We start from the raw sequence: 25,595 nt of genomic DNA, 5'->3' as shown, positions 1-25,595 counted from the left end.
TGAAAGTTCCGTGTGCCAATGTAGCTAGTCCGGCAACCGCCACAGCCGCACCGAGTCGCCGCCGGCCAGGCAGGACAGCCGGTGGTGACGCACCGAACAGCGGGCGGGCACCGCGTCCACCCGGCCCATCGGGCTGATCGCGCCGGTGGTCAGGTCGATGCGGGCCAGCCGCGAGCCGTCCCCGTCCGGCCGCTGCACGAGCGCGGACGGCGCGACGGTGGCGCCCAGCTCGTCGTCGTCGGTGCCGGTGCTCGCCGACGGCACGACCGCCCAGCCTTGCAGATCGGCCCGGTCCTTCCCGGTACGCCAGTCCACCACCCGCACCCGGGTGAAGTCGTCGCGGTCCCGTGCCACCAGCACGCCGGGCCCGGCCGAGTCGAGCTGCACCGGCCGGCGCCACGCCTGCTCGCCGGTGTCCGGGTCGAGCACGGCGAGGTCGCGCCAGTTCGGCACGCAGACCATCGGCCCGCAGGCCACCACCACCGGCCCATAGGCGATCTCGGCGATCGGCGCCTGGTCACTGGAGGAGAAGAGCCGATGCCACCGGTACCGCAGGCTGCTCCGGTCGTACGCGGTGATCATCGCCCCGTCGGCCCGCACCGCGACCACCACGAGCAGGTCGCCGACCACCCGCACGCTGGTCGGCGGCGTCCCGGACAGCTCGTCCACGTTCGCCGCCGCCGTCACCCCGCCGGTGTCCGACGCCCGGATCTCGGTCCGCCCGCCCGGGTACCACACCGCGAACCACCCGGTCCCCGGCACGTCCGGCGCCACCAGCCGCGCCCCGCCGCCGAGGTCGAACGCCCACCGGATGTCCCCCGTCTCCGCGTCGAGCCCCGCAAGGTGTACGTCACCGGGCGGCGCGTTGCGCGGCGGCACCACGGGCGGGCACACGGCCTGGCGATCGTCGACGCTGAGCAGTACCGGCGCCGCTCCCGGCGGCCCGGCCAGCACGGCCAGCGGCGCCCCGGCCCGCAGCCACAGCGTGTGCCCGGTCGCCGGGTCGAGCCGCTCGAGGCTCCACCCGACGGTGTCCGTGCAGGGCCGATGGCGCACGTACGCGCGGTCCGCCGCCAGGTACACCTGCCCCGTCCCGCCGGTCACCGACCGGCTCCACCTGGCCCGCCCGGTCCCCCAGTCGAACGCGGCGAGCGCCGGCTCGTCCGCGAGCGCGTACAGGGCGCCGCGGTCGGCGACGAACGCGAGGGCCCGCTGGGCGAGCACCCCGATGTCGTCGATCCCGGCCGCGGGCCGCGACCCGGTCGCCAGCAGCGCCACCAGCACGAGCACGGTCACGATCGGCCACTGCCGCCGCCGGGCCGCGCCGGGCGCCGGCCAGTCGAGCACGTCGCCGTCGACCATCCCGTGTGATTCACCCAGGTCGATTAGCCCACCCACATGTTCCAGCGTCCCCGCCAACGCCCTTGGTCGCCAATCGACATGCCGCTTCCTGAGCACGTACGAACGGACGGACTTCGGCAGGGGTGGCGATGCCGCGACCGGTCAGGCCGGCAGCTTCAGCAGCACGACCTCGTCCTGCAAGGTCTGGCACGCGATGAGGTCGCCGTCCAGCTCGCACCCCACGAGCCGGGCGTCGACGGTGACCAGCGGGGCGACGCCCGACCCGGCCCGGAACCCGAGCAGCGTCCCGTCGCCCGAGGTGGCGCCCAGCAGCATCCGCCGCCCGTCCGCGCCCGGCTCGTGGGAGCCCGTTGCCGCCGTACCGCTGAAAGGCCCGTCCACGCCGAGCACATCCCAGTCGCCGAGGCTCACCGCCGTCGCTCCGGTGGAAGGGTCCAGCAGCGCGGCCGGTCGCGTCCCGGCGGCCAGCAGCCCGCCCGGCACCGCGGACAGGTCGGAGGGGCCGCCCGTGCTCCACAGCGTCGCGCCGCCGGCCGGGTCCAGCACCACGGTGCGCTGGCCGAGGACGCACAGCACGCGACCGCACGGGCGCACCGCGAAGCGGCCGCCTCCCGCTGACGCCGGGCGGGTGGGCACCTGCGCGCGCCAGGCCGGCGCCGAGTACTCGCCGCGCCGGTAGGCGGTCAGCGTCGCCGATGTCCCGGTCCCGTCGAAGCTCGCCAGGACGAGCAGCCCGCCGGCGGCCAGCATCAGGTCGCCGGGCGCGACCCGCAGCGACCCGGCGGGCGTGCGGGCGCCGGTGACGAAGTCGGCCACGGTGACCTCGCCCTGCCGGTCGGCCAGCGCCGCCCACGCGGCCCCGTCCTCGGCCGAGTCGAGCGCGACCCGCGACCCCGCGTCGACGGGCACCTCCCACAGCGCCCGCCCGTCCGCGTCGAGGGCCTGCCAGCGCAGCGTGCCGCCGGTCGGCGCGTTGGCCGCGAGCGCCTCGCACCCGTCCGACCAGAGGCTGCGCAGGATCACCGTGCCGGGCACCGAGCGGGCGGTCCGCACCGGCACCCCGGTGGCGTGCCACCGCTCCCGCCCGGTCCGCAGGTCCAGCGCCACGGTCGTGCCGGTCACCCCGGACCGGCAGAGGTCGGGCCAGAGCACCACGATGCCCTGCGCCGCGGCGGCGTACGACAGCGTGGTCAGCCCCTCCGGCGTGTACGTCCACATCGGCGCGCCCCCGCTGCCGTCGAAGGCCTCGACGGGCGTGGGCGTGCGGTCGTTCTCCAGCAGCAGCAGCGCCCCGCCGACCAGGTGGAAGGCGCCGTTGCGCAGCGGCATCCGGGCCACCTCCCGCGCGGTCGGCGGCATCGGTGCGGCCGACACGAGGGAGAGCACCAGCCCGAGCGCCAGCAGCAGCCCCCATCCGCGGGGCAGCCCCGCCGGGTCCCGGTCGGCGTCGGTGGCCGGGGCGTCCCGGACCAGCCCCAGCTCGATCACGCCCCCGTCGGCGGCCCCGGTGGCGTGCGACGCGCTCAGCAGCACCCATCCATTGTGCTGAGTGAGCCGCCCTTGAGGCAGCCCTTGCAACGTCACCTGTACGACCCACCGGCGGGCGCTTTGCCCGAAATGCCGAGGCATTGCGGCGTTTCGGACACATGACCTGTCCCCGGGGTATAAGTCCGATAAGTCGTGGCGCGCCAGCGCCCGACTTATCGCACCCCGGCCGGCAGATGCCACAGGGTCATGTCGCCCATGATGCCGCAGGCGATAAGGGCCTCGGAGGTGACGCACTGCGGCTCCCCGGCCCACGTGTCCGCCCATCCGAGGACCAGCACCCCGCCCGTCGCCGGGTCCAGCAGGCCGACCGTCGTGCGGCGCGAGTCCTCCGCGCGGTGCCACACCACGAGGCGGTCGCCGAGGGACTGCAGGTAGTGCCAGTCAGGGAAGGTGCGGCGCACGGCGCCGGTGCGCGCGTCGACGATCCGCACGCCCGGGCCGGCGAACTGGTCGCCGTTGCCCATGGCGGCGAGCGCGACCGCGTCCGGGCCCAGTTCCGAGATGCGGAAGTAGCCCTTGGCGCTCCAGCGGGGGCTGCCGGTGACCGGGTCCAGGACGGTGAGTCCGGAGGAGTCGCCGCGCCAGGCCGGGCGGCCGGTGGCGGCCTCGTACGCGACGCCGCCGCGGGCCCCGCTCACGCACCAGTGGTCGGCGTCGCAGGGGTAGGCGCCGTACGTGGGCGGGTCGACTCGAAGGATGCGGCGGCCGGAGGCCAGATCGTAGACACCCGCGCTGCCGTCGGCGTCGCCGTCGGCCACCATCACCTGGCCGCGCGCGCGGCCCGAGCCGCCGAACTCGAAGTACCTGACCGGGCCGGTGCGCTCGATCCGGGCGGTGCCGCTCACCGCGCCGGTGCGCAGGTCGTAGGAGCGCAGCACGCCGTCCGGGTCGAGGACGCCCAGGGCCGTGGTGCGGTACGGGTCGCCGGGGTCGTGGCCGAACGACGGCGCCGAGCCGGCCGGCACCAGCAGGGTCCACGCGTCCGCGCCGGTGCGGGGGTCCACGGCGAAGATCCGGCTCTCCTGCGGTACCGGCGGCGCGGCACCGGGGTCGGGGGCGTCTTGCACCGGTTGCATCCGGCTCGTGTCCATCAGCAGCAGGCGGCCGCCGCCCGCGCCGACCACCACGACGGCCGCGCGCCGCCACAGCTCGGCGCCGGTGTGGGTGTCGCGGGCGGTGACGCCGGTGAGTGGGCCGACGGGGTACGTGTGGCCGAGGACCACGATGCTCGCGTCGGCGAAGTCGAGGCCCTCGCCCTCGGCGAGCTCCACGGTCCAGCGCACCGGGCCGTCGCCCGGGCGCGCCTCGATCGTGTGGGCGCCCTCCCCGGCGTACCGGGTGACGAACATCCATCCCCCGGCCAGCACCACGCTCTGCGAGCCGGGGCCGATGAGCAGCGCAGGGGCTGCTGCGGCCGTTTCCTTTCCCGGCAGTACGGCGACCAGCACCGCCACCGCCGCCACCACGACGGCGCCCAGCCGCCCGGGCCGGCGGCGCGGCGGCGCGGTGTCCGGCGGCTCCCAGGAGGGCCCGACAACGCCGAGGTCGATCACGGGTCCTCCCAGACGTAGAGCATCCCGATCGCGAGGCAGGCGACCCGCCCGGTGGTGGCCACGCACTGCGGGCTGCCGTAGAACTCGCCGGCCCGCCCGATCACGCCGACCGTGCCGTCGCGGGCGTCGAGCCGGCCGATCACCGCGGCGGTGTTGTCGATCGGGCGCCACATGAAGTACCCGCGCGAGCGCAGCTCGAAGGCCTCCCGCCCGCTGAGCAGCCAGCCGGTGCGCCGCCAGCGGGTCGCGCCGTCGCCCGCGCCGAACGCGGCCAGGTCGTCGGGCCGGAACTCGTCGGCGAGCTGCCGGAACATGAGCAGCTGACGGCCGTCGGCGCCGAGCATCGCGGTGTACCCGTCGACCCGCCACCGCACGTCCCCGGTCCCGGCGTCGAGCACGTCGGTGCGGCGGTCGCCGAAGACGCAGTACTTCCCGGGCAGGCACGGATAGGGCCCGTCGTATCCGTTGGTGGACCCCGGCCAGTGCCACAGCCGCCGCCCGGTGGCCCGGTCGTAGACGTCGGCCCTGCCCGCCCCCGCCGGCCACACGAGCTCCTGGCCGGCCGCCCCCTGCACGTGCCGCGCGACCGTGCCGGACAACTGCAGGCGGTACGTCCGCGCGACCGCCCCGCTGCCCATGTCCCGCACCCGCAACACGCCGTCGCTGTCGAGCTCGCTGAACCCGCTGACCTGCGGATAGTCGGTCATGGTGAAGCTGACGACCGCGCCCGGCGGGGTGTCGGCCGTCCACACCGCCCGCCCGCTGTCCTCGGCCAGCCCGACGTGCCGCTCGTGGTGCGGCAGCTGCGGCAGGGCGACCTCGGCGTCGTCGAGCGAGCCGAAGCTGGTGTCGAACCCCCGCCTCTCCTTCGGCCACGCGATGTCCTCGGCGATCACCAGCCCGCCGGCCAGCCCGACCATCCGGGCCGGGGCCCGCGTCCACCGCACCGCCCCGGTGGCCGCGTCGAGGGCGGTCAGCTGCCCGTCGTACGCCTCGTCGTCCGCCCGCGCGGCCTGGATCAGCACGATCCGGTCGGTGACCGCCACGATCGCCTCGCCGGTCGCCTGGGCCCGGCGCCACAGCACGGCACCGTCGCGCGCGTCGAGGGTCTCGATGACGGGCTGACCGCCCGCCTGGTACCGCGACAGCACGAACCGCCCGCCGCCGGCCCGCACCTGCAGCACCTGGAAGTCCACTGTGTACAGGGGGTCGAGCCCCCGGCCCGGGCGGGCCGCGGTCAGCAGCCCGGCGACCAGGGCGAGCACGGCCACGGCCGCCAGCCACCGGAGCCGGCGCCGGATCCGCGCGGCGGCGCGGGGGGACGGCCCGGGCGGCTCCCACGCCGTGCTGATGTCCAGCTCGATGATCGCGTCCGCCACGGTCCCCCTCTCCGCCAGAAGAGAGTCCCACGCCCGTCCGCCGGTTCCCACCCCGGCGGCCGGTCATGTCACGGGAGCCGCCAGACATACACCACGCCGAGCGCCAGGCAGGCCAACCGATCGGCCGTCGCCGCGCACAGCGGGCTGCCGGCGAACCACTCGGCCCGCCCGATCGCGCGCACCTGCCCGGTCCGCGGATCGAGCCGCCCGACGACGGCCGTGGCGCCGCCGGCGGCCCGCCAGACGATGTACCCCGGCGAGCGCGGCGCGCCGGAGACGTCCGCGGCGAGCAGCCAGCCGGTCCGCCGCCAGCGCAGCGCGCCCGTCGAGGCGTCGAACGCCGCCAGGTCGTCGGGCCGGAACTCGTCGGTCACCTGGCGATACATGATCATCTGCCGGTCGTCTGCCTCGAGCAGGGCGGAGTACCCGTCGGCCCGCCAGCGCGGCTCGCCCGTGCCCGCGTCGAGCACGTCGGTGCCGCCGTCGCCGAAGATGCAGTACCGGCCGGGCAGGCACGCGGAGAGCCGGGGATACCCGTCGCCCGGCCCCGGCCAGACCCACAGCCGGCGCCCGGAGGCCCGGTCGTACACCTCGGTCCCCGCCGACCCGGCCGGCCACACGAGCTCCTGGCCCGCCGCGCCGGGCGCGTGCTGCCCCACCGCGCCGGACCACTGCAGCCGGAACGTCGCGGCGACCGCGCCCGTCCTCAGGTCCCGGACCCGCAGCTGGCCGTCCCCGTCGAGCTCGCTGAGCTGGCGCACCTGCGAGTACTGGGCCACCGCCAGGCTGGTCACCACCCCCGGCGGCGCGTCGGCCGACCACACCACCCGCCCGCTGCCCTCGTCGAGCGCGACCAGCCGCTCGTCGCCCCCGGGCCGGTCCATGTCCTCGGCGAGGATCAGCCCCGGCGCCAGCCCGTCGATGCGCGCCTTGGCCCGGGTCCAGCGCGGCTGCCCGCTGACGGCATCCAGCGCCGTGATCTCGCCGGTGTACTCCAGGTTGTCCTCGGTCCGCTCCGCCTGGACCACCACGGTCCGGCCGGTGACCGCCATGATCGACTCATCGGCACCGGCCGGCCGGCGCCACAGCAGCGCCCCGTCGCGCGCGTCGAGCGCCTCGATCGCGATCCGCCCGGCCTGTAGGCGCGCCAGGACGAACCGCCCGCCGCCGGCCATGACCTGCAGCACCTGGAAGTCGGCGGTGTACACGGGCGCGAGCCCCGGCGGCGTCCCACTGCCGGTGAGCAGCCCCGCGGCGACCGCGAGCACGGCGACGGGCGCCGCCCACCGCCACCGCCACGGGCCTTTCCGCGGCTCGGCCGGCTCCCACGGCGCGCTGATGTCGAGTTCGATGATCGCGTCCGGCACGGTGCCCTCTCTTCGCCAGAAGAGAGTCCCACGCGACACGCCCGCGTGCCCACGTACAGCCTGTCGAATATCGCCGCGCCGACCCCCGACATTTCGGGCAAGCGCGGCCAACCAGGCCCCAGCAGCCCGGGCGAGAACCGGCAAGCAAAGGCCGCCGTCGCGAGACGGCGGCCCTTGGCAAACGGGTCAGCGGCGCGGCGCGCGCGCCCGGGCGGGCGGGGCCGACGTCAGCGGCGTCGGCTCCTCGATCCGGCTCACCCACTCGGTGACCTGCCGCGCCACGTCCTGCGCGGTCAGCCCCAGGTCGGCGAGGATCTCGTTGCGCGACCCGTGCGGGTGCCACCCCTGCGCAACGCCCAGGTCCCGCAGCGGCACCCAGACGTCGGCGTCGCGCAGCGACTTGGCGACCGCGTCGCCCACGCCGCCGGTGCGCACGCCGTCCTCGAGGGTGACGACGAGCCGGTGCTCGCGGGCGAGGGCGACGATCTCGACGGGCACCGGGCGGACCCAGCGCGGGTCGACGACGGTCACGCCGAAGCCCTGCTCGGCCAGCCGCCCCGCCACCTCCACGGCCATGTGGGCGAAGGCGCCGACGCTCACCAGCAGCACGTCCTTGCGCTCGTGCTCGGCCAGCACGTCCACGCCGCCGAAGCCGTCCACGCCGCCGACGCGGCGCAGGGCCGGGAGGTCGGCCGGGACGGAGCCGGTCGGGAAGCGCAGGATGGTCGGGCCGTCCTCGATGCCGACGGCCTCGCGCAGCTCCTCGCGGACGGTCTGGGCGTCGCGCGGGGCGGCCAGGCGCAGGCCCGGCACGACGCCGAACACCGACATGTCCCAGATGCCGTAGTGCGACGGGCCGTCGGGGCCGGTGATGCCGGCGCGGTCGAGCACGAAGGTGACCGGCAGCTTGTGCATGGCCACGTCGAGCAGGACCTGGTCGAAGGCGCGGTTGAGGAACGTGGCGTAGACGGCGACGACCGGGTGCAGGCCGCCGATGGCCAGGCCCGCGGCCGAGGTGACGGCGTGCTGCTCGGCGATGCCCACGTCGTAGGCGCGCTCGGGGTACTTGTGCATGAGCTTGGCGATGCCGGTCGGCTCGGCCATCGCGGCGGTGATGCCGACGACGTCGGCCCGCTCGTCGGCGATGGCGACGAGCTCGTCGGCGAAGACGCCGGTCCACTTGACCGAGGCGGGGGCCAGCAGCCTGCCGGTCTCGATGTCGAAGGCGCCCGGCCCGTGCAGGCAGTCGGCCTCGTCCTCCATGGCGGGGCGGTAGCCGAAGCCCTTGCGGGTCACCGCGTGCACGATCACCGGGCCGCCGAAGCCCTTGGCCTTGCGCAGCGCGGACTCGACGGCCTCGCGGTCGTGGCCGTCGACCGGGCCGACGTACTTGATGCCGAGGTCCTCGAACATCGCCTGCGGCGCGACGGCGTCCTTGATGCCCTTCTTGACGGCGTGCAGCACCTCGTAGAGGGGCGGGCCGACCAGCGGGGTCCGGCCGAGGGAGTCCTTGACGAGGTCGAGGACCTTCTCGTAGCCGGGGTTCAGGCGGAGCTTGGACAGGTGGTCGGCCAGGCCGCCGATGGTCGGCGAGTAGGACCGTCCGTTGTCGTTGACCACGATGACCAGCGGGTTCTTGGCGGCGGCGATGTTGTTCAGCGCCTCCCAGCACATGCCGCCGGTGAGCGCGCCGTCGCCGACGACCGCCACGACGTGGCGGGGCTCGCCGCGCAGCGCGAACGCCTTGGACAGGCCGTCGGCGTACGACAGCGCGGTCGAGGCGTGCGAGTTCTCGATGATGTCGTGATCGCTCTCGGCCTGGCTCGGGTAGCCGGTGAGCCCGCCGCGGCGGCGCAGGAGGTCGAAGCCGTCCTGACGGCCGGTGACGATCTTGTGCACGTACGCCTGGTGGCCCGTGTCGAAGAGGATCCGATCCTTCGGCGAGTCGAAGACGCGGTGCAGCGCGAGGGTCAGCTCGACGACGCCGAGGTTCGGACCCAAATGACCGCCGGTGCGCGAGACCTTCGCGATGAGGAAGTCGCGGATCTCCGCGGCGAGCACGTCGAGCTGCTCAGCGGTCAGTCGACGAAGATCACCCGGGGCCTGGACCGTGCTCAGCAGGGACGCGGCCTCGTTCTCTTCTGCGCTCATGACCGCCGAGTCTAGTGGGGTCGCGCAGTGGCGCACCTGGGCCGGAGGAATCTTGACAGGTTCCGCACATCCCTGCCACACAGTGTTACGTACGGCCCACCGCCACCGCCACGGCGAGCCGCGCGGCGTCCTTGTCCTGCACGAACGCGGCCGGCGCGGTGCCGATCGCGGGGTTCAGGGGTAGCCCACGACCACCCCGTGGGTGAGCGATCCCACCACCCGGGTGGCGGCGTCGGCCCTGCTTCAGTCCTGTGCGTGGGGCGTTGCGGGCAACTGGGCCGAAGGGGCGGTACGGGCAGCCCGCACCCGCACCGCCCGGCCGGTCAGTACACGCCGGCCTCGCGGGCCAGGGTGGCCGTGTCCAGCGGCTCGTAGCGCCCGCGCATGTCGGCGTACGCGGTGACCACGAGGACGTCGGTGAACATCCGCGTGGCCGTGCTGAACAGCAGCGTCACCACCTGCCGTGACGGCGGACTGGACCATGGCCGCGACCAGGGCGAGGGCGACAATCTTGAACAACGCGCCCCACACGCTGGACAGGTCGGCCGCGCCGGCCTGCTGGTTGGCGTTGAGATCGGCGACGACGTCGTTGAGGGCGCCGAAGGTCCAGACAGCCGTGGCGACGGCCACGACCAGGCCCGCCACGAAGCCGACGAGCTGGACCAGCGCGAGCTGCTTCCACCCGGCCTTGAAGATCTGCCCGCTGCGCCGCCACCAGCCGGCGTAGTCGGGGCTGACCATCGGGTCGTACGGGGCCGGCGGGATCGAGTAGCCGCCGCCGGGCACGGCCTGGTACACCGCATAGGACTGCGCGGGGTCGTACGCCACCCCCTGCGGCACGTCGGGCACCTGGGGCCGCAGGGGCGGCGGCTCCTCCGGTCCGGGGTTCGTCGAGGGGTGGCTCATGTTTCCTCCGTACCGCGGCCGCGCACTGCGGCCGACACAGAAGATAGAAGCAACCCGCCAGCCCCGCTGTCCGGTCCCATCGACCGGCTCCGCTCAGCGCAGCGTCGGCGCCGGCACCATCTTGGAGTAGACGATGGCGAGCACCAGGCCGGTCGCCCACAGCCCCGCGGCCCACCAGACGGTGACCTTGCCGGTCGCGGCCGGCTCCCGCCCGCGCAGCATCTGGATCGCCAGCGCCGACGCGGCCACCATCAGCGCCACCCCGACGCCCCAGACGGTCCAGGCGGCCGGGCTGCGGTCCACCTTGAGCCGGCCGAGCCCGAGCGCGGCCCGCCCGATGGCGAAGACGAACGGGATCGTGAACACCACGACGGTCTGGGCGATGGTGCGCCGCAGCGCCCGCATCGGGTCGCGGCGGGGCCGCTCACCCTCGTCCGGCTCGGTCATGCGTCGCCCCCTGCGGCCCGCCGCGCGGCGTACCCGGGCGAGAAGGTCTCCAGCAGCCGCACCGTCTCGGCGAAGGGCAGCTGCCCCGGGGCCGGGCGCCCGCCGATGGCCGAGTAGGTGATCCGGGAGCCGAGCAGCGGGAAGAACACCCGCGACCCCGCCCCCTCCGCGCCCATGCCGATGACGATCATGGAGTCGTACCGCAGGAGCAGCCCGGCCAGCACCCGGAGGTCCTCGGGCCCGCGCGCCATCGTGCTGATCTTGACGACGTCGGCCCCCGCGGCCACGGCCGCCTCGACCGTCGCCCGCAGCGCCGCCTCGCCCGGGGTGGCCTCGAAGTCGTGGTACGACACGATGACCGGCCGGTCGGCGGCCCGCGCCGCGGCCACCACGCCGGGCAGGATCCCCGCCGAGGACAGCTCGACGTCGACCGCGTCGACCTCCGGGATCACCGCCTCGAAGAGCGCCAGCCGCTCGGCGTCGTCGCCCGGCCAGTAGCCGCCCTCGGCCTTGGACCGGATGGTGGCCAGGGTGGGCAGGCCGGCGGCCCGGAACGCCGCGGCCGCGCGGCACACGTCGCCGGGCACGTAGCTGCGGTACCAGTCGATGCGCAGCTCGGCCAGGTCGACCCCGAGCGCGCGGGCCCGCGCCGCTTCGCCTTCGGCGTCGTCGTCACCGAAGCTGACCGCGACCAGCGGCGCACCGCCGGCCAGCCGCTCCCGCAGCGTCGCCATGAACTCACCCAGCCTTTCCGACAGGGGGAGTCTACGGGCCGCACACGGCACGGCACGGCCAGGTACCGGCCGCCCGCCCGCGGCAGCCGGCGCGGTGAGATTCGGCTGCCCGCTCCCGCGTCCTCGCGCATCGTGGCGCAATGACACGCTTCGACCTGCGCGCGGCGGACCTGCGGACACTGAACTCTACGGCGGCAAGGTGGGCGGCGCGGCCCGGCAGTACACGGCCGACCCGGCCCGCTTCGGCCGGCGCCTCTTCGACGTGGTCCGGCTGGACGACTGGGCGACGCCGTTCTCCTGGGCGCCGCCCCAGATCGCGGCCTGGCGGGAGGCCGGCGCCCAGCCCTTCGCCGCCGAGGCCGAGCTGACCGCGCTGGCCGCGGCGGCGGGCCTGGAGCTGACCCCGCGCCTGTTCACGGCCGAGTCCCTGCCGCAGTCGATCGACGAGATGCACGCCCTGCTGACCGCCACCCTGCCGGCGACGCTGGTGTCGCTGGACGACGGCGACCCGGGGCGGGCCGAGGGCATCGTCCTGCGCACGCCGGACCGCAAGGTCATCGCCAAGGCCCGCTTCCAGGACTACGAGCGCACCCGCAAGCGCCGGGCCCGAGGCTAAGGGTTGGCCGGCGAGAGCAGGCCGATGGTCTCGAAGTGCTGGGTCATCGGGAAGCTGTCGAAGGCCCGCACCGCCGTCAGCGCGTAGCCGAGCTCGCCGAAGGTCCGCACGTCCCGCCCGAACGCCGCCGGGTCGCAGGCCACGTAGGCCACCGCGCGGGGCGAGCGGGCCGCGATCGCCTCCACCACGGGACGGCCGGCGCCGGAGCGGGGCGGGTCGAGCACCACGAGGTCGACCGCGCGCCACCGGGGGTTGGCCAGCGCCTGGGCCACGTCGGCCCGGGTGAAGGCGACGTTGCGCAGGTCGCGCAGCGCCCGCCGGCCGGCCGACACCGCCCGGGCGTCGGCCTCCACCACGGTGACCGGGCCGCAGTGCGGGGCCAGGGCGGCGGCGAAGACTCCTGCGCCGCCGTACAGGTCCCAGGCCCGCTCCCCCGCGGCCGGGCGCAGCATCTGCAGGACCGCGCCGGTGAAGGCGGCGACGGCGTGCGGGTGCACCTGCCAGAAGCCGGTGGCGTCCAGCGACCACTCCCGGCCGGCGACGGACTCGCGGACCTGCGGGACGGCGCCGGTCGGGCGGCCGGTGCGCGACGCGCGGGCCACCACCGCCGTGTCGCCGGTGGAGCTCGCCACCGCCTCGACGGCCGAGCCCGGGGGCCAGTGCCGGTCCAGGACGGGCAGGGACTGGATCGCCGGGTGGGCGATGCGGCAGCGGTCGACGGGCACGATGTCGGCGGAGCGGTGGCGGTGGAAGCCGGCGCGGCCGTCGGGGCCGGCCGTGTACTGCACCCGCGTGCGCCAGGACAACGGGCCGCCGGGCAGGGCTTCCACCAGCTCCGACAGGTCCGCGAAGCCGTCGATGCCGGTGAAGTCCTCGATGCCGCCCAGCCGGGTCAGCTGCTCGCGCAGGACCTGGGCCTTCAGGCGGCGCTGGGCCGGCCAGTCCGCGTGCTGCCAGTCGCAGCCGCCGCAGGCACCCGGGCCGGCGAAGGGGCACGGCGGGATGACCCGGTCCGGCGAGGGCAGCAGGATCTCGACCGCGTCGGCGCGCAGGAAGCCCTTGGCCCGCTCGGTGATGCGGGCCACGACCCGCTCGCCGGGCAGGGCGTGGCGCACGAACACCACCTGGCCCTCGTGCCGGGCCACGCAGATGCCGCCGTGTGCGACCGCGCCGACCTCGAGCTCGAGGTCGGCGCCGACGGCGACGGTCATGCGTCGGTGCTGGCGGTCGAGCGCGGGCCGCGCTTCGGGCCGCGGCTCAGCGTCGCGTCGAGCCGGTCGATGTCGACGTCGCCGATCGAGCTGAGCTGCCACGGGACGCTGGTCACCATCACGCCGGGCTCGAAGAGCAGCCGGCCCTTCAGCCGCAGGGCGCTCTGGTTGTGCAGCAGGTGCTCCCACCAGCGGCCGACCACGTACTCCGGGATGAACACGGTCACCACGTCGCGCGGCGAGTCCTGGCGCTTGGTGCGCACGAAGTCGAGGATCGGGCGGTTGATCTCGCGGTACGGGCTCTCGACCACGGTCAGCGGCACCGGGATGCCCCGCCGCTCCCATTCCTCCTGCAGCGCCCGGGTGTCGTGGTCGTCGACGTTGACGGTCAGCGCGGTCAGGCTGTCGGGCCGGGTGGCCTGGGCGTAGGCGACCGCGCGCAGGGTCGGGCGGTGCACCTTGCTCACCAGCACGACGGCGTGGTTACGGGCGGGCAGCACCGGCCGGTCCTCGCTCGGCGTCAGCTCGCGGGCCACGGTGTCGTAGTGCTTCTTGATGCCCACCATCAGGAAGTAGATGACGATCATCGCGATGATGGCGATGTACGCCCCGAGCAGGAACTTGGTGATGAGCACCACAATCAGCACGGCGCCGGTGAGCGTGAGACCGATCATGTTGATGGTGCGCGATCGGATCATCCGGTTGCGGGCCTGCTTGTCACGAACGGTTCTGAGCAGGCGGTTCCAGTGGCGGATCATGCCGGCCTGGGAGAGCGTGAACGACACGAAGACGCCGACGATGTACAGCTGGATGAGCCGCGTCACCTCGCCGTTGAAGCCGACGATGAGCACCATGGCGGCCAGCGCCAGCAGGATGATCCCGTTGGAGAAGGCCAGCCGGTCGCCGCGGGTGTGCAGCTGGCGCGGCAGGTAGCGGTCCTGGGCCAGGATCGAGCCGAGCACCGGGAAGCCGTTGAACGCCGTGTTGGCCGCCAGGAACAGGATCAGGGCGGTGATGACCGCCACGACGTACAGCAGGATCGACCCCGCCCCGAACACGGTCTGGCCGAGCTGGGTGGTCACCGTCTTCTGCACGTAGTTGTGCGGGCCGCCCACGATCTGGCTGGGGTCCTCGACGAACTTCAGCCCGGTCTTGTTGGCCAGCATGATGATGCCGAGCAGCATGGCGATCGAGATCGTGCCGAGCAGCAGCAGCGTGGTCGCCGCGTTCTTGCTCTTGGGCTCCTTGAAGGCCGGCACGCCGTTGGAGATGGCCTCGACCCCGGTCAGCGCCGCACAGCCCGACGAGAACGTCCGCAACAGCAGGAACGCCATCGCCGCGCCGGTCATGTTCGCATGCTCGGCATGGATGACCAGGTCGGCGCTGGGCGCCCGGAGGTCCTCCCCCAGCACGAAGATCTTGAAGAAGCCGGTGAGGACCATCCCGATCATGACGATCATGAAGCCGTACGTCGGGATCGCGAACGCCGCCCCGGACTCCCGGATGCCGCGCAGGTTCATGGCGGTGAGCACGGCGATCGAGATGATGGAGATGGCCACCTTGTGCGTGGCGACCCAGGGCACGACCGAGCCGAGGTTGGCCACCCCGGAGGCGGTCGACACGGCCACGGTCAGCACGTAGTCGACCAGCAGCGCGCTGGCCACCGCCACGCCGAAGCGCGGGCCGAGATTGACCGTCGCCACCTCGTAGTCGCCGCCGCCGGAGGGGTACGCGTGGACGTTCTGCCGGTAGCTCGCGACGACTGTGAGCATCACCACTGCGACCGCGAGACCGATCCACGGCGAGATCGTCAGCGCCGAAGCACCCGCGATGGACAGCGTCAGCAGGACCTCGTCGGGGGCGTAGGCGACCGACGACAGCGCGTCGGAGGCGAACACCGGAAGTGCGATGCGCTTGGGCAGCAGCGTGTGTTTGAGCCGGTCCGAGCGGAACGGTCGGCCCACGAGCAGCCGCTTCATCAGGGAGGTGGGACTGGCCACGACGCCTAAGCGTACGGGCCGCGCCGCCTCCCGTTGCACCGGTCTGTGCCGCGCATGACATCCTCGTGTCTGAGTGCCGAGGACACGGAGGCGGGGACGTGCACGTTGTGATCATGGGCTGCGGGCGCGTGGGTTCCACGCTCGCGCTGAGTCTGGAGCAGCGCGGACATACGGTCGCCGTGGTCGACGTGAACGCCGATGCGTTCCGCCGGCTGGGCTCGGACTTCCAGGGCACGACGGTGAACGGCGTCGGCTACGACCGCGAGGTACTGCTGCAGGCCGGCATCGAGCGCGCGGACGCGTTCGCCGCCGTCTCCTCCGGCGACAACTCGAACATCATCTCCGCCCGGGTGGCCCGCGAGACCTTCGGCGTGGGTCGCGTGGTGGCCCGCATCTACGACCCGAAGCGCGCGGAGGTCTACGAGCGCCTCGGCATTCCGACCGTGGCGACGGTGCGCTGGACGGCCGACCGGATGCTGCGCCACCTGGTCCCCGAGGGCAACGTCGAGGTCTGGCGCGACCCGACCAGCACCGTGTCGATCGTCGAGGTGCCCGTGCACCCGGACTGGATCGGCCACACCGTCGGCCAGCTCGAGCAGCGCAGCGGCGCCCGGGTGGCCTACCTCATGCGCTTCGGCCTGGCGATGCTGCCGACCGAGTCCACCGTCTTCCAGGACGGCGACCTCGCGTTCATGCTGTTGACCGACGAGATGGCCGGCTCCGTGACAAAGGTCACCGGCACGGCGCCCGAAGGGGGACACTGATCATGCGGATCGCGATCGCCGGGGCCGGCAACGTGGGCCGGTCCATCGCCAAGGAGCTCGTGGACAACGGCCACCAGGTGATGCTCATCGAGCGGGTCCCGCGGATGGTGCGCCCCGAGCGGGTGCCCGCCGCCGAGTGGATCCTCGCCGACGCCTGCGAGCTGTCGAGCCTGCAGGAGGCCGACCTGTCCTCGTGCGACGTGGTCGTGGCGGCCACCGGCGACGACAAGGTCAACCTGGTGGTGTCCCTGCTGGCGAAGACCGAGTTCGCGGTACCGCGGGTGGTCGCCCGCATCAACCGGGCCGAGAACGAGTGGCTGTTCAACGAGCAGTGGGGCGTCGACGTCTCGGTGAGCAAGCCGCGGCTCATGGCGGCGCTGGTCGAGGAGGCGGTGTCGGTCGGCGACCTGGTCCGGCTGATGACCTTCCGGCAGTCCGAGGCCAACCTGGTCGAGATCACGCTGCCGGAGAACGCGCCGTACGTCGGCCACCCGGTCCGCGACGTGCCCCTGCCGCACGACGCGGCCCTGGTCGCCGTCCTGCGCGGCCGCCGGGTGCTGGTCCCCACCCCGGACGACCCGCTGGAGCCCGGCGACGAGCTGGTGTTCGTGGTCACGGCGGAGATGGAGGACGCCGTCCGCGCCGTGATGCTGGGCAACGACGACGAGAACGGCAAGCAGCTCAAGGGCGTCCGCGGCAAGGTCTTCTGACCGCTTTGCGCGGATAAGCGGATAAGTCGGGCACTGCCGCGCCAGTGGGATGCGCTGTGCCGCTGCGCCGCCATCGCCGCCATCGCCGCCCGGACGCCCACGATCCACCGCCGGTTTGCGCGGATAAGCGGATAAGTCGGGCACTGCCGCGCCAGCGGGATGCGCCGCGCCGCTGCGCCGCCATCGCCGCCCGGACGCCCACGATCCACCGCCGGTTTGCGCGGATAAGCGGATAAGCCGGGCACTGCCGCGCCAGCGGGATGCGCCGCGCCGCTGCGCCGCCATCGCCGCCATCGCCGCCCGGACGCCCACGATCCACCGCCGGTTTGCGCGGATAAGCGGATAAGTCGGGCACTGCCGCGCCAGCGGGATGCGCCGTGCCGCTGCGCCGCCATCGCCGCCCGGACGCCCACGATCCACCGCAGACTGAAGGTCTGGCTGTCGCCGGCCTCGCGCACCGAATCCACACCCTGGTCCTGGCCGCGCTCGACCGGATGATCGGGCTGCAGCCTGACCGTCCTGGCCGTGGGCGGCTGCATCACCAAAATCACCAAGGCGGCCCGACGGGCGGAAAGTCCGGATCAGCCGTTTTCGGCCGCCTCGCCCCGCACATGTCGGATTTATGAGCCGTCGGGGTATAAATGCGACATGTCGTGGCGCGCCAGCGCCCGACATGTCGGGCGATCTTGGCACGGCGGAGCTGGCAGGGAGGCCCCCCAGGGCCGACCGGTGTCTGACGGGAGCAACGGCGCCCTGGTTGCGCGGACCGGAGCCAGCAACAGGCTTTTAAGCGGCCGGCTCTTCCTCAGCCTTCGAGGGCGCCAGTGCCGAGGCGGGCTCCTCGCGCAGGATGCGCCGCGCCTGCCACACGGTCAGCGCGGCCAGCAGCGCGTAGGGCGGCCACCCCAGGGCCAGCCGCGCGATGCCGAGCAGGTCGTCGGAGCCGGCGCTGCTGTCCCGGTAGAGGATCACCTGCACGCCGAGCTTGAGCGCGTAGACGACCGCCCACAGCACGGTCAGCCAGATGAAGGTCCGGCGCAGGCGCTGGTTGTCGTACCAGCGGGTGGCACCCCCGTCGAGGGTCACCGACCACAGCCAGCCGACCAGCGGACGTCCGATCGCCACCGAGGCGAGCATGCCCACCACGTAGCCGACCGTGATCAGCATGCCCGGCAGGTACACGTCCTTGGCGTCGCCGCTCTTCCAGGCCAGGTAGGCGCCGATCGCGATGCCGAAGACGCCGTTGAGGGCGTGCCGGGTCGGCTCGCGGCGGGCGAGCCGGTAGATCCCCATGGACAGCGCGGCGCCGACGGCCACGATGAGCGAGGTGCGCAGCGACCACCAGCCGAAGTGGTTTCCCAGGAAGTTGATCACGATGAACAGCGTGATCGGGACACTGGACTCGATCAGGCCCCGCACGCCGCCGAGCTGCTGAGCCATCTGCACCGAGAACGGTGGGAGCTGCTCTTCGTCGACGTTCTTGCCCTGTTCGGTCGTGGTCTCGTTACCTGGCTGCATCCGGCCTCATCGGGGTGTTTCGAGCTCGTAGTACGGGTTGTAGAGCACCTTACGGCCATCCCGGACCGCCAGGCGCCCCTTCACCGTGATCGGTCGACCCGGTTCGATGCCGGCGATGTGCCGGCGGCCCAGCCACACGAGGGTGACCAGGTCGCTGCCGTCGAACAGCTCCGCCTCCAGGGTCGGCAGGTTGGTGCGTGGCGTGTACACCACGGTACGCAACCGTCCCTTGAGGCGCACCACCTGGCCGCGCTGACAGGCCAGCGCCGGTGTGCTCCCGCACTGCTTCGCGTCGCGCTGCAGCTCCTCCGCGTCGAGCTCGGAGTCGCTCGCGGTCAGCCGGCGGAGAAACTTTCGGAGGCCGCGTTGGCCGGCTTGATCACTGACCGCATCACTGTCCGTGGCCATAATGACGGTGCCACCCTTCCCTCCGGCCGTCATGACACCCTCACTACGACGGTACGCGCTTTACGCGTTCTTGCATCCAGCCAGTAGTGACAGCTTCGTCACTACTGGCGACGCGGGCGGGGCGAAGGCTTGCGGCGGCCGTCGGCGCCGTTCGGGCCGTTCACGGCCTCGGGCGCGTCCTCGTCGGCGGCCTCACCCGGCTCGGCCCCGGCGTCGGTGACCTCCTTGGGCAGGTGCAGCGGCAGCGGCTCGCGCACCGGCATGGCCTCGTGGCCACGCTCGACGACGAGGCTGCGCAGGCACTCCAGCAGCGCCGGGGCGGCCGACGGGTCGACCGCGGCCGGGCCCTGGAACACCGCGCGGACCAGCCAGCGGGGCCCGTCGACGCCGACGAAGCGGATGTCGGTCAGCCCCTCGGGGGTGCGCACCCGGGCCCGCAGCTCGCTGCCGTAGTCGCCCGCGACCTCCTCGGCCGCGACGCCGTCGTTGAACAGCTGCTTGCGGATCTCGGCGCGCACCTCGTCCCAGATGCCCTCGCTGCGCGGCGCGGCGAACACGCCCAGCTGCAGCGCGCTGTCCTGGGAGACCAGCACGATCTGCTGGATCTTGCCGTCGTTGTCGGCCTGGACCCGCACCTCGACGCCGTCGACCGCGGGGACCTTGAGCGAGCCGAGGTCGAGCTGGGCGATGCCCTCGGGCGCCTCGGTGATGTCGTAAGGGCCGTCGGCCCGGCTGGACTTGCCGGCGCGCGGATCGGCGTCCTCGTCGGCGGCGTCGAGGTCGTCGAGGTCCTCGTCGAACGTGTCCCGGGCCTGGCCGCGCGGATCGGCCTTGGCGTGCCGCCCGCTCCCGCCCTTGCGCGAGAAGATCACTGCTCTGCCTCCAAGTTCGCTGCCGGAACGAGCCCGGCATGCCCGCCGGTGGACCCATGGCCCCCGGCCCCGCGCACAGTATCGGGAAGATCCTCGACGACGTGGAAGTGTGCCCGCTCCACGCGCTGGATCACAAGCTGGGCAATTCGGTCACCACGGGATATTTTCGCGGATATCACTCGATCGTGATTGATGAGGTTCACCAGGATTTCGCCCCGGTACCCCGCGTCGACGGTGCCCGGCGCGTTGAGCACCGTCACCCCCATCTTCGCGGCCAGGCCGCTGCGCGGGTGCACCAACCCGACGTACCCGTCCGGCAGAGCGATCGCGACCCCGGTGCGCACCAGCGCCCGCTCACCCGGCGCGATCTCCACGTCCTGCGCCGAGTACAGGTCGGCGCCGGCGTCGCCCGGGTGCGCGTAGGCCGGTAACGGCAGGCCGGGGTCGAGCTGCCGCACGAGCACGTCCATCCCCATGCCTCCATCCTGCCGGGTCGCCCCGGCGGCCCAACACGTACCCTCGCCTACATGGCCCAGCCGAACCCGTACCGCGAGCGTCTCCGCCTGTCGTGGTGGCTGTGGCTGCCCGCGGTCGCCGTCGCCGGCGCGCTGGCCGCGGAGGTCAAGCTGGGCGCGCCCGGCGCGGCCACGTGGATCGCCTACCTGGTGCTGCTGCCGCTGACCGTCGTCGGACTCTGGTTGCTCGGCCGCATCCGCATCGAGGTGTCCAACGGCGAGCTGCGGGTCGACGACGCGCACATCCCGCTGCGGTACGTCGGCGAGGTGACCCCGCTCACCGCCGCGGACAAGCGCGACCTGCTGGGCCCCTACGCCGACCCGGAGGCGTTCGTGGTGCAGCGGCCCTGGATCGGCGGGGCGGTGCGGCTGGATGTGCGCGACGACGCCGACCCCACGCCGTACTGGCTGGTCAGCTCCCGCCGCCCGGAGGCCCTGGCCGAGGCCCTGCGGGCCGCTCAGGCCTCGATCGCGGGCTGAGCGCCGGCTCCCCCGCCGGACAGCAGGTCCTTGCGGATCTCCTCGCCCAGGGCGAGGGTGGCCCGGCGGTTGAGGAAGCCGCCGACCGCGGCGCCGGTGAGGAAGGGCCCCATCGTGCTCAGGTTGCGCCCGAAGCGCCTGAGCAGCCGGTCCCGCAGCTCCTTGCGCAGGGCCGTGCCCATGGCAGCGGCCATGCTCCCGCCGACCTTCAGCGGGTTGATGCCGCGCCGCTGGGCCCAGGCCTGGATGAGGAAGCCCGCCCGCTGGGTGCCGGAGCCGGGGACCGGGCGGCCGTAGACGGCGTGCAGCTCGCCGATGAGCTTCATCTCGACCGCGACCACCGCCACGGTCTCGGCGGCCAGCAGCACCGGGGCGGACAGCAGGCTCGGCGTGACCGCCCACTCGACCGCGGCCACACCGCCACCGGCCGCGCCGATGCCGGCCGTGACCCGCGAGGCGTTGCGGATGAGCCGCTCGGCCATCTGGTCGCGGTCCAGGCCGGGGTGGTGCGCCCGGAGGGTGTCCAGGTCGCGCACCGGGATGTACGGCGCGACCCGGGTCACGGAGTCGGTGATCCAGCCGATCGCCTTCTTCGGCTGGAACAGGTCGCGCACGCCACGCTCGCCGATCTCGAGACGGACGAGCCGGCCGAGCAGCCTGCGGCGATCCTTGGTGGGGACGTCGTCACCGGTCAGGGCGACGACGGCCTGCGAGAACTCGGCCTCGTCCGCCGGCGCGCCCTCCTCGGGCTCCGCCGGGGCCCCGTGCGCCGGCCAGGAGGCCGGCATCCGCTGCGCGCCCGGGGAGTGCGGTCCTCCGGGTGCGTCCGGAACTCCGGAGGTCTCAGGCTGGACGGGGGCGTTCTCGGCCGCCTCGTCGGCGGGAACCGGCTGGACCATCGTCAACCTCCGGGGTACGGAAAATCGGTCGCCGCCTCAAACTGAAGCACGCCGGGACCAACTCCGCGTGATCAACTCGTCCTCAGACGCACTCGCGGCAGATCAGCTCCCCGTTGCGCTCCGCCGCCAGCTGGCTGCGGTGGTGCACCAGGAAGCAGCGCGAGCAGCGGAACTCGTCCGCCTGCATCGGCAGGACCTTCACGGTCATGTCCTCGTCGGCAAGGTCGGCGCCCGGCAGCTCGAAGTTCTCGGCGAGGTCGGAGTCGTCGACGTCGACGGTCGCGGACTGCGCATCGGTCCGACGGGACTTGAGCTCCTCGAGGCTGTCCTCCCCGAGGTCGACCTCGTCGCGACGTGGCGCGTCGTAGTCGGTGGCCATCGGTGTTCACACTCCCAATTCGTGTCGCCGGGTAGGTTGGGCGCCCGAAACAACGTTGTTTGCAACGTCCAAAGGCGGCGTACCTTACCGCCCTCGTGCGCTTGTTGTACGCCCACGCGCGGAAACTTGTTCCCACTGTGACCGAGGCGACACAACGATCTTGCCGCGGGAACGATCTCGGCGCAAAAACCGGGCCCGCTCCGCGGCGATGCGACGATACCGTCCGCCCACCGCTTCCGTGGGGAGTCGTCCCGCAACTGCGAGTAGGAACTTTGCGGTATGTCCGGTGGGGACTTCAGCGGGTCTTCGAGTCAGGCGCTAACCTCTCCGGCAGCCAGAGCGTCTTCTCTGGTGTGGAAGCAAGGTACGAGGCGGGCGCGGGGAGCGAGCCATGAGTTTTGCGCGGGTGAGAGCACTCGCGGTGGTCGGCATCCTCATTGTCGCCGCGGCGGTGTTCGTGATCGTTGCCGTGGTGAAGGACCGCCAGGGCGGCCCGGCCGCCGATTCGAAGAAGTGCGCCGAGGGAGCGGTGATGGCCAACGCCAGGCTGCCCCGGCAGGAGGACGTCAAGGTCACGATCTTCAATGCCACGAACCGGCCCGGAACCGGCTCGGACGTCGCCAACGACTTCCTGAGCCGCCGGTTCAAGGAGGCGAAGGTGGTCACCGCCGCGCCGAACCCCCCGGTGACCAAGCCCACCGACGTGGTCGCCGTGATCCGCTTCGGCCCGCAGACGGTCGGCGCGGCGTGGCTGGTGCGCGCGTACTTCCTCGACCAGGCCCGGTCCGAGTTCGACAAGGCCCGCCAGGACGACAAGGTGGAGATCATCCTCGGCGGCAAGTTCCGGCAGCTGCCGACGACCACCGAGGTCAACCAGGAGATCGCGGCGCTGGGCAACCCGGTGCTGCCCGAGGGCACCTGCGCCAAGGACGACAGCTGAGGCGCTGAGCGTGGCGCCGTCGGCGGGTCATGACCCTCCGGCGGCGCCTGTCACCGCCGGAGGGCGGATCACGGCCCTCCGGCGGCGTCCAGCTCGCTCAGGCGGGCGTGCAGCTGCTCGTACAGCCCGGGCGGGGCCGCGATGAGCATGTCCGGGCCCGGTGCCGCCCCGTCGAGGCCGGTCACCAGCGCGCCCGCCTCGGCCGCGATGAGGCCGCCGGCCGCGTGGTCCCAGGGGTTGAGGCCCTTCTCGTAGTACGCGTCCAGGGCCCCCTCCGCCACGAGGCACAGGTCGAGCGAGGAGGCCCCGAACCGGCGGATGTCGCGGATGTGCTCGATCAGCCCGGCCACCACCTTGGCCTGGTGCGCGCGGCGGGCCGCCGCGTAGCCGAAGCCGGTGCCGACGAGGGCCTGCCCCAGGTCGGTCTCCCCGGAGACGGCCAGCCGGCGGTCCCCGGCGAAGGCGCCGCCGCCCCGGGTGGCGGTCCACTCCTTGCCGGTGGCGGCGTTGCGAACCACCCCCGCGACCACCTCCCCGTCCACCTCGGCGGCGAGGGAGACCGCGTACTGCGGCAGGTCGTACAGGTAGTTCACGGTGCCGTCGATCGGGTCGAGGATCCAGCGCACCGCGGAGCCGCCGGAGCCGCCGCCGTACTCCTCCCCCAGCACCGCGTCGCCGGGGCGCGCCGTGTGCAGCGCCTCCCGCACGTGCCGCTCGACCGCGCGGTCGGCGGCGGTGACCACATCGGTGGCGGTCGACTTGGTGGCGACGGCCGCGACGCCCTCGGCGCGCATGCGGACGGCCAGCTCGCTCGCGGAGCGGGCGATGGAAACGGCAAGGGCCAGAAGGTCGGCTGGTCGGTCCATGGTCACTATCCTTACAAAGGTGCGCGGGGCCCCTCGCAGCCCATCCGTTCGGTCACAACAGCGCGTCCAGCCCCCTCAAGAGGGGATGTTGGGGCGAGAGAGCGTTACAATTCACGCGCTGCCCGCTGTCGTTAGTGAATCCGCCCGGAGTCACGGCGCACACGGGCGCCACCAAAAGCAACCCGGCCACTTCAGCACGGCCGCGCCGTGCGCGAACCCGGCCGCATCGGCCGTCGCTCGCCATCGCACCGGAAGGTCGTTCGTGACAGCAGCTCACCAGCCCAGCGTTGACGTACGCTCCCTCGCCGACACGCTGATCGCGCGTGCCGCCGCCAACGGAGGGCATCTGACGTCGGCCGAGGTCGCCCAGGCGGTGGACACCGCAGACGTAACCCCCGCGCACGCCAAGAAGCTGCTGAGGAGCCTGGCCGAGGCGGGCGTCACCGTCGTGGTCGACGACTCCGCTCACAGCCGGCGCCGGGTTGCGGCGGCCCGCTCCGCCACTCCTGCGTCCAAGGCGGCCACCGCCAAGGCCGCGCCGGCCCGCAAGGCACCCGTTGCCAAGCCGCTCACAGCCGTCGAGTCCGCACCGGAACCGGCGGCGGCGAAGAAGGTCCCCGTGAAGAAGGCCGCGCCATCGGCGCCCACCGCACCCGCCGCGGCAGCTGCCGCGCCCGCCGCCGCGGCCCCGGCCGCCGCCCCGGCGAAGAAGGCCGTGCCGGCCAAGAAGGCGGCGAAGAAGGCCGCGCCCACCGCCAAGAAGGCCGATCCCGCCGATCCCGCCGCCCCGGCGGCCGCCGGCGGCGACGAGCCGGAGCTCGAGGAGCTCGACGACGCCGCGCTCGCGGCTGAGATCGAGGATGTCATCGTCGACGAGCCGGTCGAGGAGACCAAGGCCGCCGAGGCCGACGCCGAGGCGACCGCGACCGACGACGACTTCGCCTGGGACGACGACGAGTCCGAGGCCCTCAAGCAGGCCCGGCGCGACGCCGAGCTCACCGCGTCGGCCGACTCGGTCCGCGCCTACCTCAAGCAGATCGGCAAGGTCCCGCTGCTCAACGCCGAGCAGGAGGTGGAGCTGGCCAAGCGCATCGAGGCCGGGCTCTACGCCTCCGAGCGGCTGCGGGCGGCCGACGAGGCCGGCGAGCCGATGCCCATGCCGGCCAACCGCGACTTCCTGTGGATCTCGCGCGACGGCGAGCGGGCCAAGAACCACCTGCTCGAGGCCAACCTGCGCCTGGTCGTGTCGCTGGCCAAGCGGTACACCGGCCGCGGCATGGCCTTCCTGGACCTCATCCAGGAGGGCAACCTCGGCCTCATCCGCGCCGTCGAGAAGTTCGACTACACCAAGGGCTACAAGTTCTCCACCTACGCCACCTGGTGGATCCGCCAGGCCATCACCCGCGCCATGGCCGACCAGGCCCGCACCATCCGCATCCCGGTGCACATGGTCGAAGTGATCAACAAGCTCGGCCGCATCCAGCGCGAGCTGCTCCAGGACCTGGGCCGCGAGCCCACCCCGGAGGAGCTGGCCAAGGAGATGGACATCACGCCGGAGAAGGTGCTGGAGATCCAGCAGTACGCCCGCGAGCCCATCTCCCTCGACCAGACCATCGGTGATGAGGGCGACAGCCAGCTGGGCGACTTCATCGAGGACTCCGAGGCGGTCGTCGCGGTCGACGCGGTCTCGTTCTCGCTGCTGCAGGACCAGCTCCAGCAGGTCCTCCAGCCGCTCTCCGAGCGCGAGGCAGGCGTGGTGCGGCTGCGGTTCGGGCTCACCGACGGGCAGCCGCGCACCCTGGACGAGATCGGCCAGGTGTACGGCGTGACCCGCGAGCGGATCCGCCAGATCGAGTCGAAGACCATGTCGAAGCTCCGGCACCCGTCGCGCTCCCAGGTGCTTCGCGACTATCTCGACTGACCTCGACCTTTTTCGCTCTGCGCGAACCCGGGCCGCCCCTTGGGGTGGC

At 73.3% G+C, this 25,595-nt stretch carries 24 protein-coding genes; 6 read left to right on the top strand and 18 right to left on the bottom strand.

The genetic code is table 11. The annotated features are described in order from the left end of the window. Nucleotides 1-24 precede the first annotated feature (24 nt). The 9 genes from ABD352_RS45245 to ABD352_RS45205 all read right to left on the bottom strand — a co-directional run bounded on the left by ABD352_RS45245 (nucleotide 25) and on the right by ABD352_RS45205 (nucleotide 11,447). Entirely contained in the window at nucleotides 25-1,398 is a 1,374-nt protein-coding gene (locus ABD352_RS45245) for an outer membrane protein assembly factor BamB family protein (RefSeq protein ID WP_344618780.1), read from the bottom strand. 105 nt (nucleotides 1,399-1,503) lie between these two features. Beyond that, nucleotides 1,504-2,895 (bottom strand): hypothetical protein, encoded by a 1,392-nt coding sequence (locus ABD352_RS45240; RefSeq protein ID WP_344618779.1) that lies wholly within the window; start codon nucleotides 2,893-2,895, stop codon nucleotides 1,504-1,506. Between the two features lie 167 nt (nucleotides 2,896-3,062). After that, nucleotides 3,063-4,463: an outer membrane protein assembly factor BamB family protein gene (locus tag ABD352_RS45235; protein WP_344618778.1), complete on the bottom strand. Its 1,401-nt coding sequence runs from the start codon at nucleotides 4,461-4,463 to the stop codon at nucleotides 3,063-3,065. Next, a complete protein-coding gene (locus ABD352_RS45230; RefSeq protein ID WP_344618777.1) occupies nucleotides 4,460-5,842 on the bottom strand; it encodes an outer membrane protein assembly factor BamB family protein in 1,383 nt (460 codons plus the stop codon). Before ABD352_RS45230 ends, ABD352_RS45235 begins: the two co-directional genes overlap by 4 nt. Nucleotides 5,843-5,910: 68 nt before the next feature. Next, nucleotides 5,911-7,209 carry an outer membrane protein assembly factor BamB family protein gene (locus tag ABD352_RS45225; protein ID WP_344618776.1) on the bottom strand — a complete coding sequence of 433 codons (1,299 nt, stop codon included), beginning with the start codon at nucleotides 7,207-7,209 and terminating at the stop codon, nucleotides 5,911-5,913. Between the two features lie 186 nt (nucleotides 7,210-7,395). Next, entirely contained in the window at nucleotides 7,396-9,360 is a 1,965-nt protein-coding gene (dxs, locus tag ABD352_RS45220) for a 1-deoxy-D-xylulose-5-phosphate synthase (RefSeq protein WP_344618775.1), read from the bottom strand. A gap of 243 nt (nucleotides 9,361-9,603) precedes the next feature. Further along, nucleotides 9,604-10,266, bottom strand: coding sequence for a hypothetical protein (locus ABD352_RS45215; RefSeq protein WP_344618774.1), 663 nt, complete (start codon nucleotides 10,264-10,266; stop codon nucleotides 9,604-9,606). A gap of 93 nt (nucleotides 10,267-10,359) precedes the next feature. Continuing rightward, on the bottom strand, nucleotides 10,360-10,713 hold the full coding sequence (locus ABD352_RS45210; protein ID WP_344618773.1) for a hypothetical protein: 354 nt from the start codon (nucleotides 10,711-10,713) through the stop codon (nucleotides 10,360-10,362). Beyond that, nucleotides 10,710-11,447: a type I 3-dehydroquinate dehydratase gene (locus tag ABD352_RS45205; RefSeq protein WP_344618772.1), complete on the bottom strand. Its 738-nt coding sequence runs from the start codon at nucleotides 11,445-11,447 to the stop codon at nucleotides 10,710-10,712. The genes ABD352_RS45210 and ABD352_RS45205 overlap by 4 nt, the downstream gene beginning before the upstream one ends. 199 nt (nucleotides 11,448-11,646) lie before the next feature. On the opposite strand from ABD352_RS45205, the gene ABD352_RS45200 reads away from it, so the two are divergent. Continuing rightward, complete coding sequence (locus tag ABD352_RS45200; protein ID WP_344618771.1) at nucleotides 11,647-12,063, top strand: hypothetical protein; 417 nt, start codon at nucleotides 11,647-11,649, stop codon at nucleotides 12,061-12,063. On the opposite strand, the gene ABD352_RS45195 is transcribed toward ABD352_RS45200, so the two are convergent. Further along, entirely contained in the window at nucleotides 12,060-13,274 is a 1,215-nt protein-coding gene (locus ABD352_RS45195) for a class I SAM-dependent RNA methyltransferase (protein ID WP_344618770.1), read from the bottom strand. The two genes, ABD352_RS45200 and ABD352_RS45195, sit on opposite strands and share 4 nt — an antisense overlap. Continuing rightward, nucleotides 13,271-15,274 (bottom strand): APC family permease, encoded by a 2,004-nt coding sequence (locus ABD352_RS45190; protein WP_344618769.1) that lies wholly within the window; start codon nucleotides 15,272-15,274, stop codon nucleotides 13,271-13,273. Before ABD352_RS45190 ends, ABD352_RS45195 begins: the two co-directional genes overlap by 4 nt. 98 nt (nucleotides 15,275-15,372) lie before the next feature. Here ABD352_RS45190 and ABD352_RS45185 point away from each other — a divergent pair, with 98 nt between their 5' ends. Both ABD352_RS45185 and ABD352_RS45180 read left to right on the top strand, forming a co-directional pair. Continuing rightward, entirely contained in the window at nucleotides 15,373-16,038 is a 666-nt protein-coding gene (locus ABD352_RS45185; RefSeq protein ID WP_344618768.1) for a potassium channel family protein, read from the top strand. Beyond that, nucleotides 16,035-16,748, top strand: a complete 714-nt coding sequence (locus ABD352_RS45180; RefSeq protein WP_344618833.1) for a potassium channel family protein — start codon at nucleotides 16,035-16,037, stop codon at nucleotides 16,746-16,748. Before ABD352_RS45185 ends, ABD352_RS45180 begins: the two co-directional genes overlap by 4 nt. Nucleotides 16,749-17,534: 786 nt before the next feature. On the opposite strand, the gene ABD352_RS45175 is transcribed toward ABD352_RS45180, so the two are convergent. The 4 genes from ABD352_RS45175 to dut all read right to left on the bottom strand — a co-directional run bounded on the left by ABD352_RS45175 (nucleotide 17,535) and on the right by dut (nucleotide 20,016). After that, entirely contained in the window at nucleotides 17,535-18,266 is a 732-nt protein-coding gene (locus ABD352_RS45175; protein ID WP_344618767.1) for a DUF3159 domain-containing protein, read from the bottom strand. Between the two features lie 6 nt (nucleotides 18,267-18,272). After that, a complete protein-coding gene (locus ABD352_RS45170; protein WP_344618832.1) occupies nucleotides 18,273-18,674 on the bottom strand; it encodes an OB-fold nucleic acid binding domain-containing protein in 402 nt (133 codons plus the stop codon). Between the two features lie 101 nt (nucleotides 18,675-18,775). Further along, a complete protein-coding gene (locus tag ABD352_RS45165; RefSeq protein WP_344618766.1) occupies nucleotides 18,776-19,546 on the bottom strand; it encodes a DUF3710 domain-containing protein in 771 nt (256 codons plus the stop codon). After that, complete coding sequence (gene dut, locus ABD352_RS45160; protein ID WP_425553915.1) at nucleotides 19,543-20,016, bottom strand: dUTP diphosphatase; 474 nt, start codon at nucleotides 20,014-20,016, stop codon at nucleotides 19,543-19,545. Before dut ends, ABD352_RS45165 begins: the two co-directional genes overlap by 4 nt. A gap of 57 nt (nucleotides 20,017-20,073) precedes the next feature. On the opposite strand from dut, the gene ABD352_RS45155 reads away from it, so the two are divergent. After that, a complete protein-coding gene (locus ABD352_RS45155) occupies nucleotides 20,074-20,541 on the top strand; it encodes a DUF3093 domain-containing protein (RefSeq protein WP_344618764.1) in 468 nt (155 codons plus the stop codon). On the opposite strand, the gene ABD352_RS45150 is transcribed toward ABD352_RS45155, so the two are convergent. Then, nucleotides 20,520-21,329: a hypothetical protein gene (locus ABD352_RS45150; protein ID WP_425553921.1), complete on the bottom strand. Its 810-nt coding sequence runs from the start codon at nucleotides 21,327-21,329 to the stop codon at nucleotides 20,520-20,522. The two genes, ABD352_RS45155 and ABD352_RS45150, sit on opposite strands and share 22 nt — an antisense overlap. A gap of 193 nt (nucleotides 21,330-21,522) precedes the next feature. Continuing rightward, nucleotides 21,523-21,819, bottom strand: coding sequence for a DUF4193 domain-containing protein (locus ABD352_RS45145; RefSeq protein ID WP_344618762.1), 297 nt, complete (start codon nucleotides 21,817-21,819; stop codon nucleotides 21,523-21,525). Between the two features lie 406 nt (nucleotides 21,820-22,225). On the opposite strand from ABD352_RS45145, the gene ABD352_RS45140 reads away from it, so the two are divergent. Continuing rightward, nucleotides 22,226-22,759 carry a LytR C-terminal domain-containing protein gene (locus ABD352_RS45140; RefSeq protein ID WP_344618761.1) on the top strand — a complete coding sequence of 178 codons (534 nt, stop codon included), beginning with the start codon at nucleotides 22,226-22,228 and terminating at the stop codon, nucleotides 22,757-22,759. Between the two features lie 68 nt (nucleotides 22,760-22,827). On the opposite strand, the gene ABD352_RS45135 is transcribed toward ABD352_RS45140, so the two are convergent. Further along, nucleotides 22,828-23,625 (bottom strand): inositol monophosphatase family protein, encoded by a 798-nt coding sequence (locus ABD352_RS45135; protein ID WP_344618760.1) that lies wholly within the window; start codon nucleotides 23,623-23,625, stop codon nucleotides 22,828-22,830. Between the two features lie 262 nt (nucleotides 23,626-23,887). Here ABD352_RS45135 and ABD352_RS45130 point away from each other — a divergent pair, with 262 nt between their 5' ends. Then, complete coding sequence (locus ABD352_RS45130) at nucleotides 23,888-25,546, top strand: RNA polymerase sigma factor (RefSeq protein WP_344618759.1); 1,659 nt, start codon at nucleotides 23,888-23,890, stop codon at nucleotides 25,544-25,546. Nucleotides 25,547-25,595: the final 49 nt, after the last annotated feature.

Source organism: Dactylosporangium salmoneum, from assembly GCF_039532525.1.
GTDB lineage: Bacteria > Actinomycetota > Actinomycetes > Mycobacteriales > Micromonosporaceae > Dactylosporangium > Dactylosporangium salmoneum.
The sequence above is the reverse complement of the archived record's forward strand: the minus strand, read 5'-3'. Positions and strand labels throughout refer to the sequence as shown.

Excerpts from the sequence above, each read along its gene's own strand:
- dxs (WP_344618775.1), bottom strand. The coding sequence starts at position 9,360 with ATGAGCGCAGAAGAGAACGAGGCCGCGTCCCTGCTGAGCACGGTCCAG.
- ABD352_RS45215 (WP_344618774.1), bottom strand. The coding sequence starts at position 10,266 with ATGAGCCACCCCTCGACGAACCCCGGACCGGAGGAGCCGCCGCCCCTG.
- ABD352_RS45210 (WP_344618773.1), bottom strand. The coding sequence starts at position 10,713 with ATGACCGAGCCGGACGAGGGTGAGCGGCCCCGCCGCGACCCGATGCGG.
- ABD352_RS45205 (WP_344618772.1), bottom strand. The coding sequence starts at position 11,447 with ATGGCGACGCTGCGGGAGCGGCTGGCCGGCGGTGCGCCGCTGGTCGCG.
- ABD352_RS45195 (WP_344618770.1), bottom strand. The coding sequence starts at position 13,274 with ATGACCGTCGCCGTCGGCGCCGACCTCGAGCTCGAGGTCGGCGCGGTC.
- ABD352_RS45175 (WP_344618767.1), bottom strand. The coding sequence starts at position 18,266 with ATGCAGCCAGGTAACGAGACCACGACCGAACAGGGCAAGAACGTCGAC.
- ABD352_RS45170 (WP_344618832.1), bottom strand. The coding sequence starts at position 18,674 with ATGGCCACGGACAGTGATGCGGTCAGTGATCAAGCCGGCCAACGCGGC.
- dut (WP_425553915.1), bottom strand. The coding sequence starts at position 20,016 with ATGGACGTGCTCGTGCGGCAGCTCGACCCCGGCCTGCCGTTACCGGCC.
- ABD352_RS45155 (WP_344618764.1), top strand. The coding sequence starts at position 20,074 with ATGGCCCAGCCGAACCCGTACCGCGAGCGTCTCCGCCTGTCGTGGTGG.
- ABD352_RS45150 (WP_425553921.1), bottom strand. The coding sequence starts at position 21,329 with ATGCCGGCCTCCTGGCCGGCGCACGGGGCCCCGGCGGAGCCCGAGGAG.
- ABD352_RS45145 (WP_344618762.1), bottom strand. The coding sequence starts at position 21,819 with ATGGCCACCGACTACGACGCGCCACGTCGCGACGAGGTCGACCTCGGG.
- ABD352_RS45135 (WP_344618760.1), bottom strand. The coding sequence starts at position 23,625 with ATGGACCGACCAGCCGACCTTCTGGCCCTTGCCGTTTCCATCGCCCGC.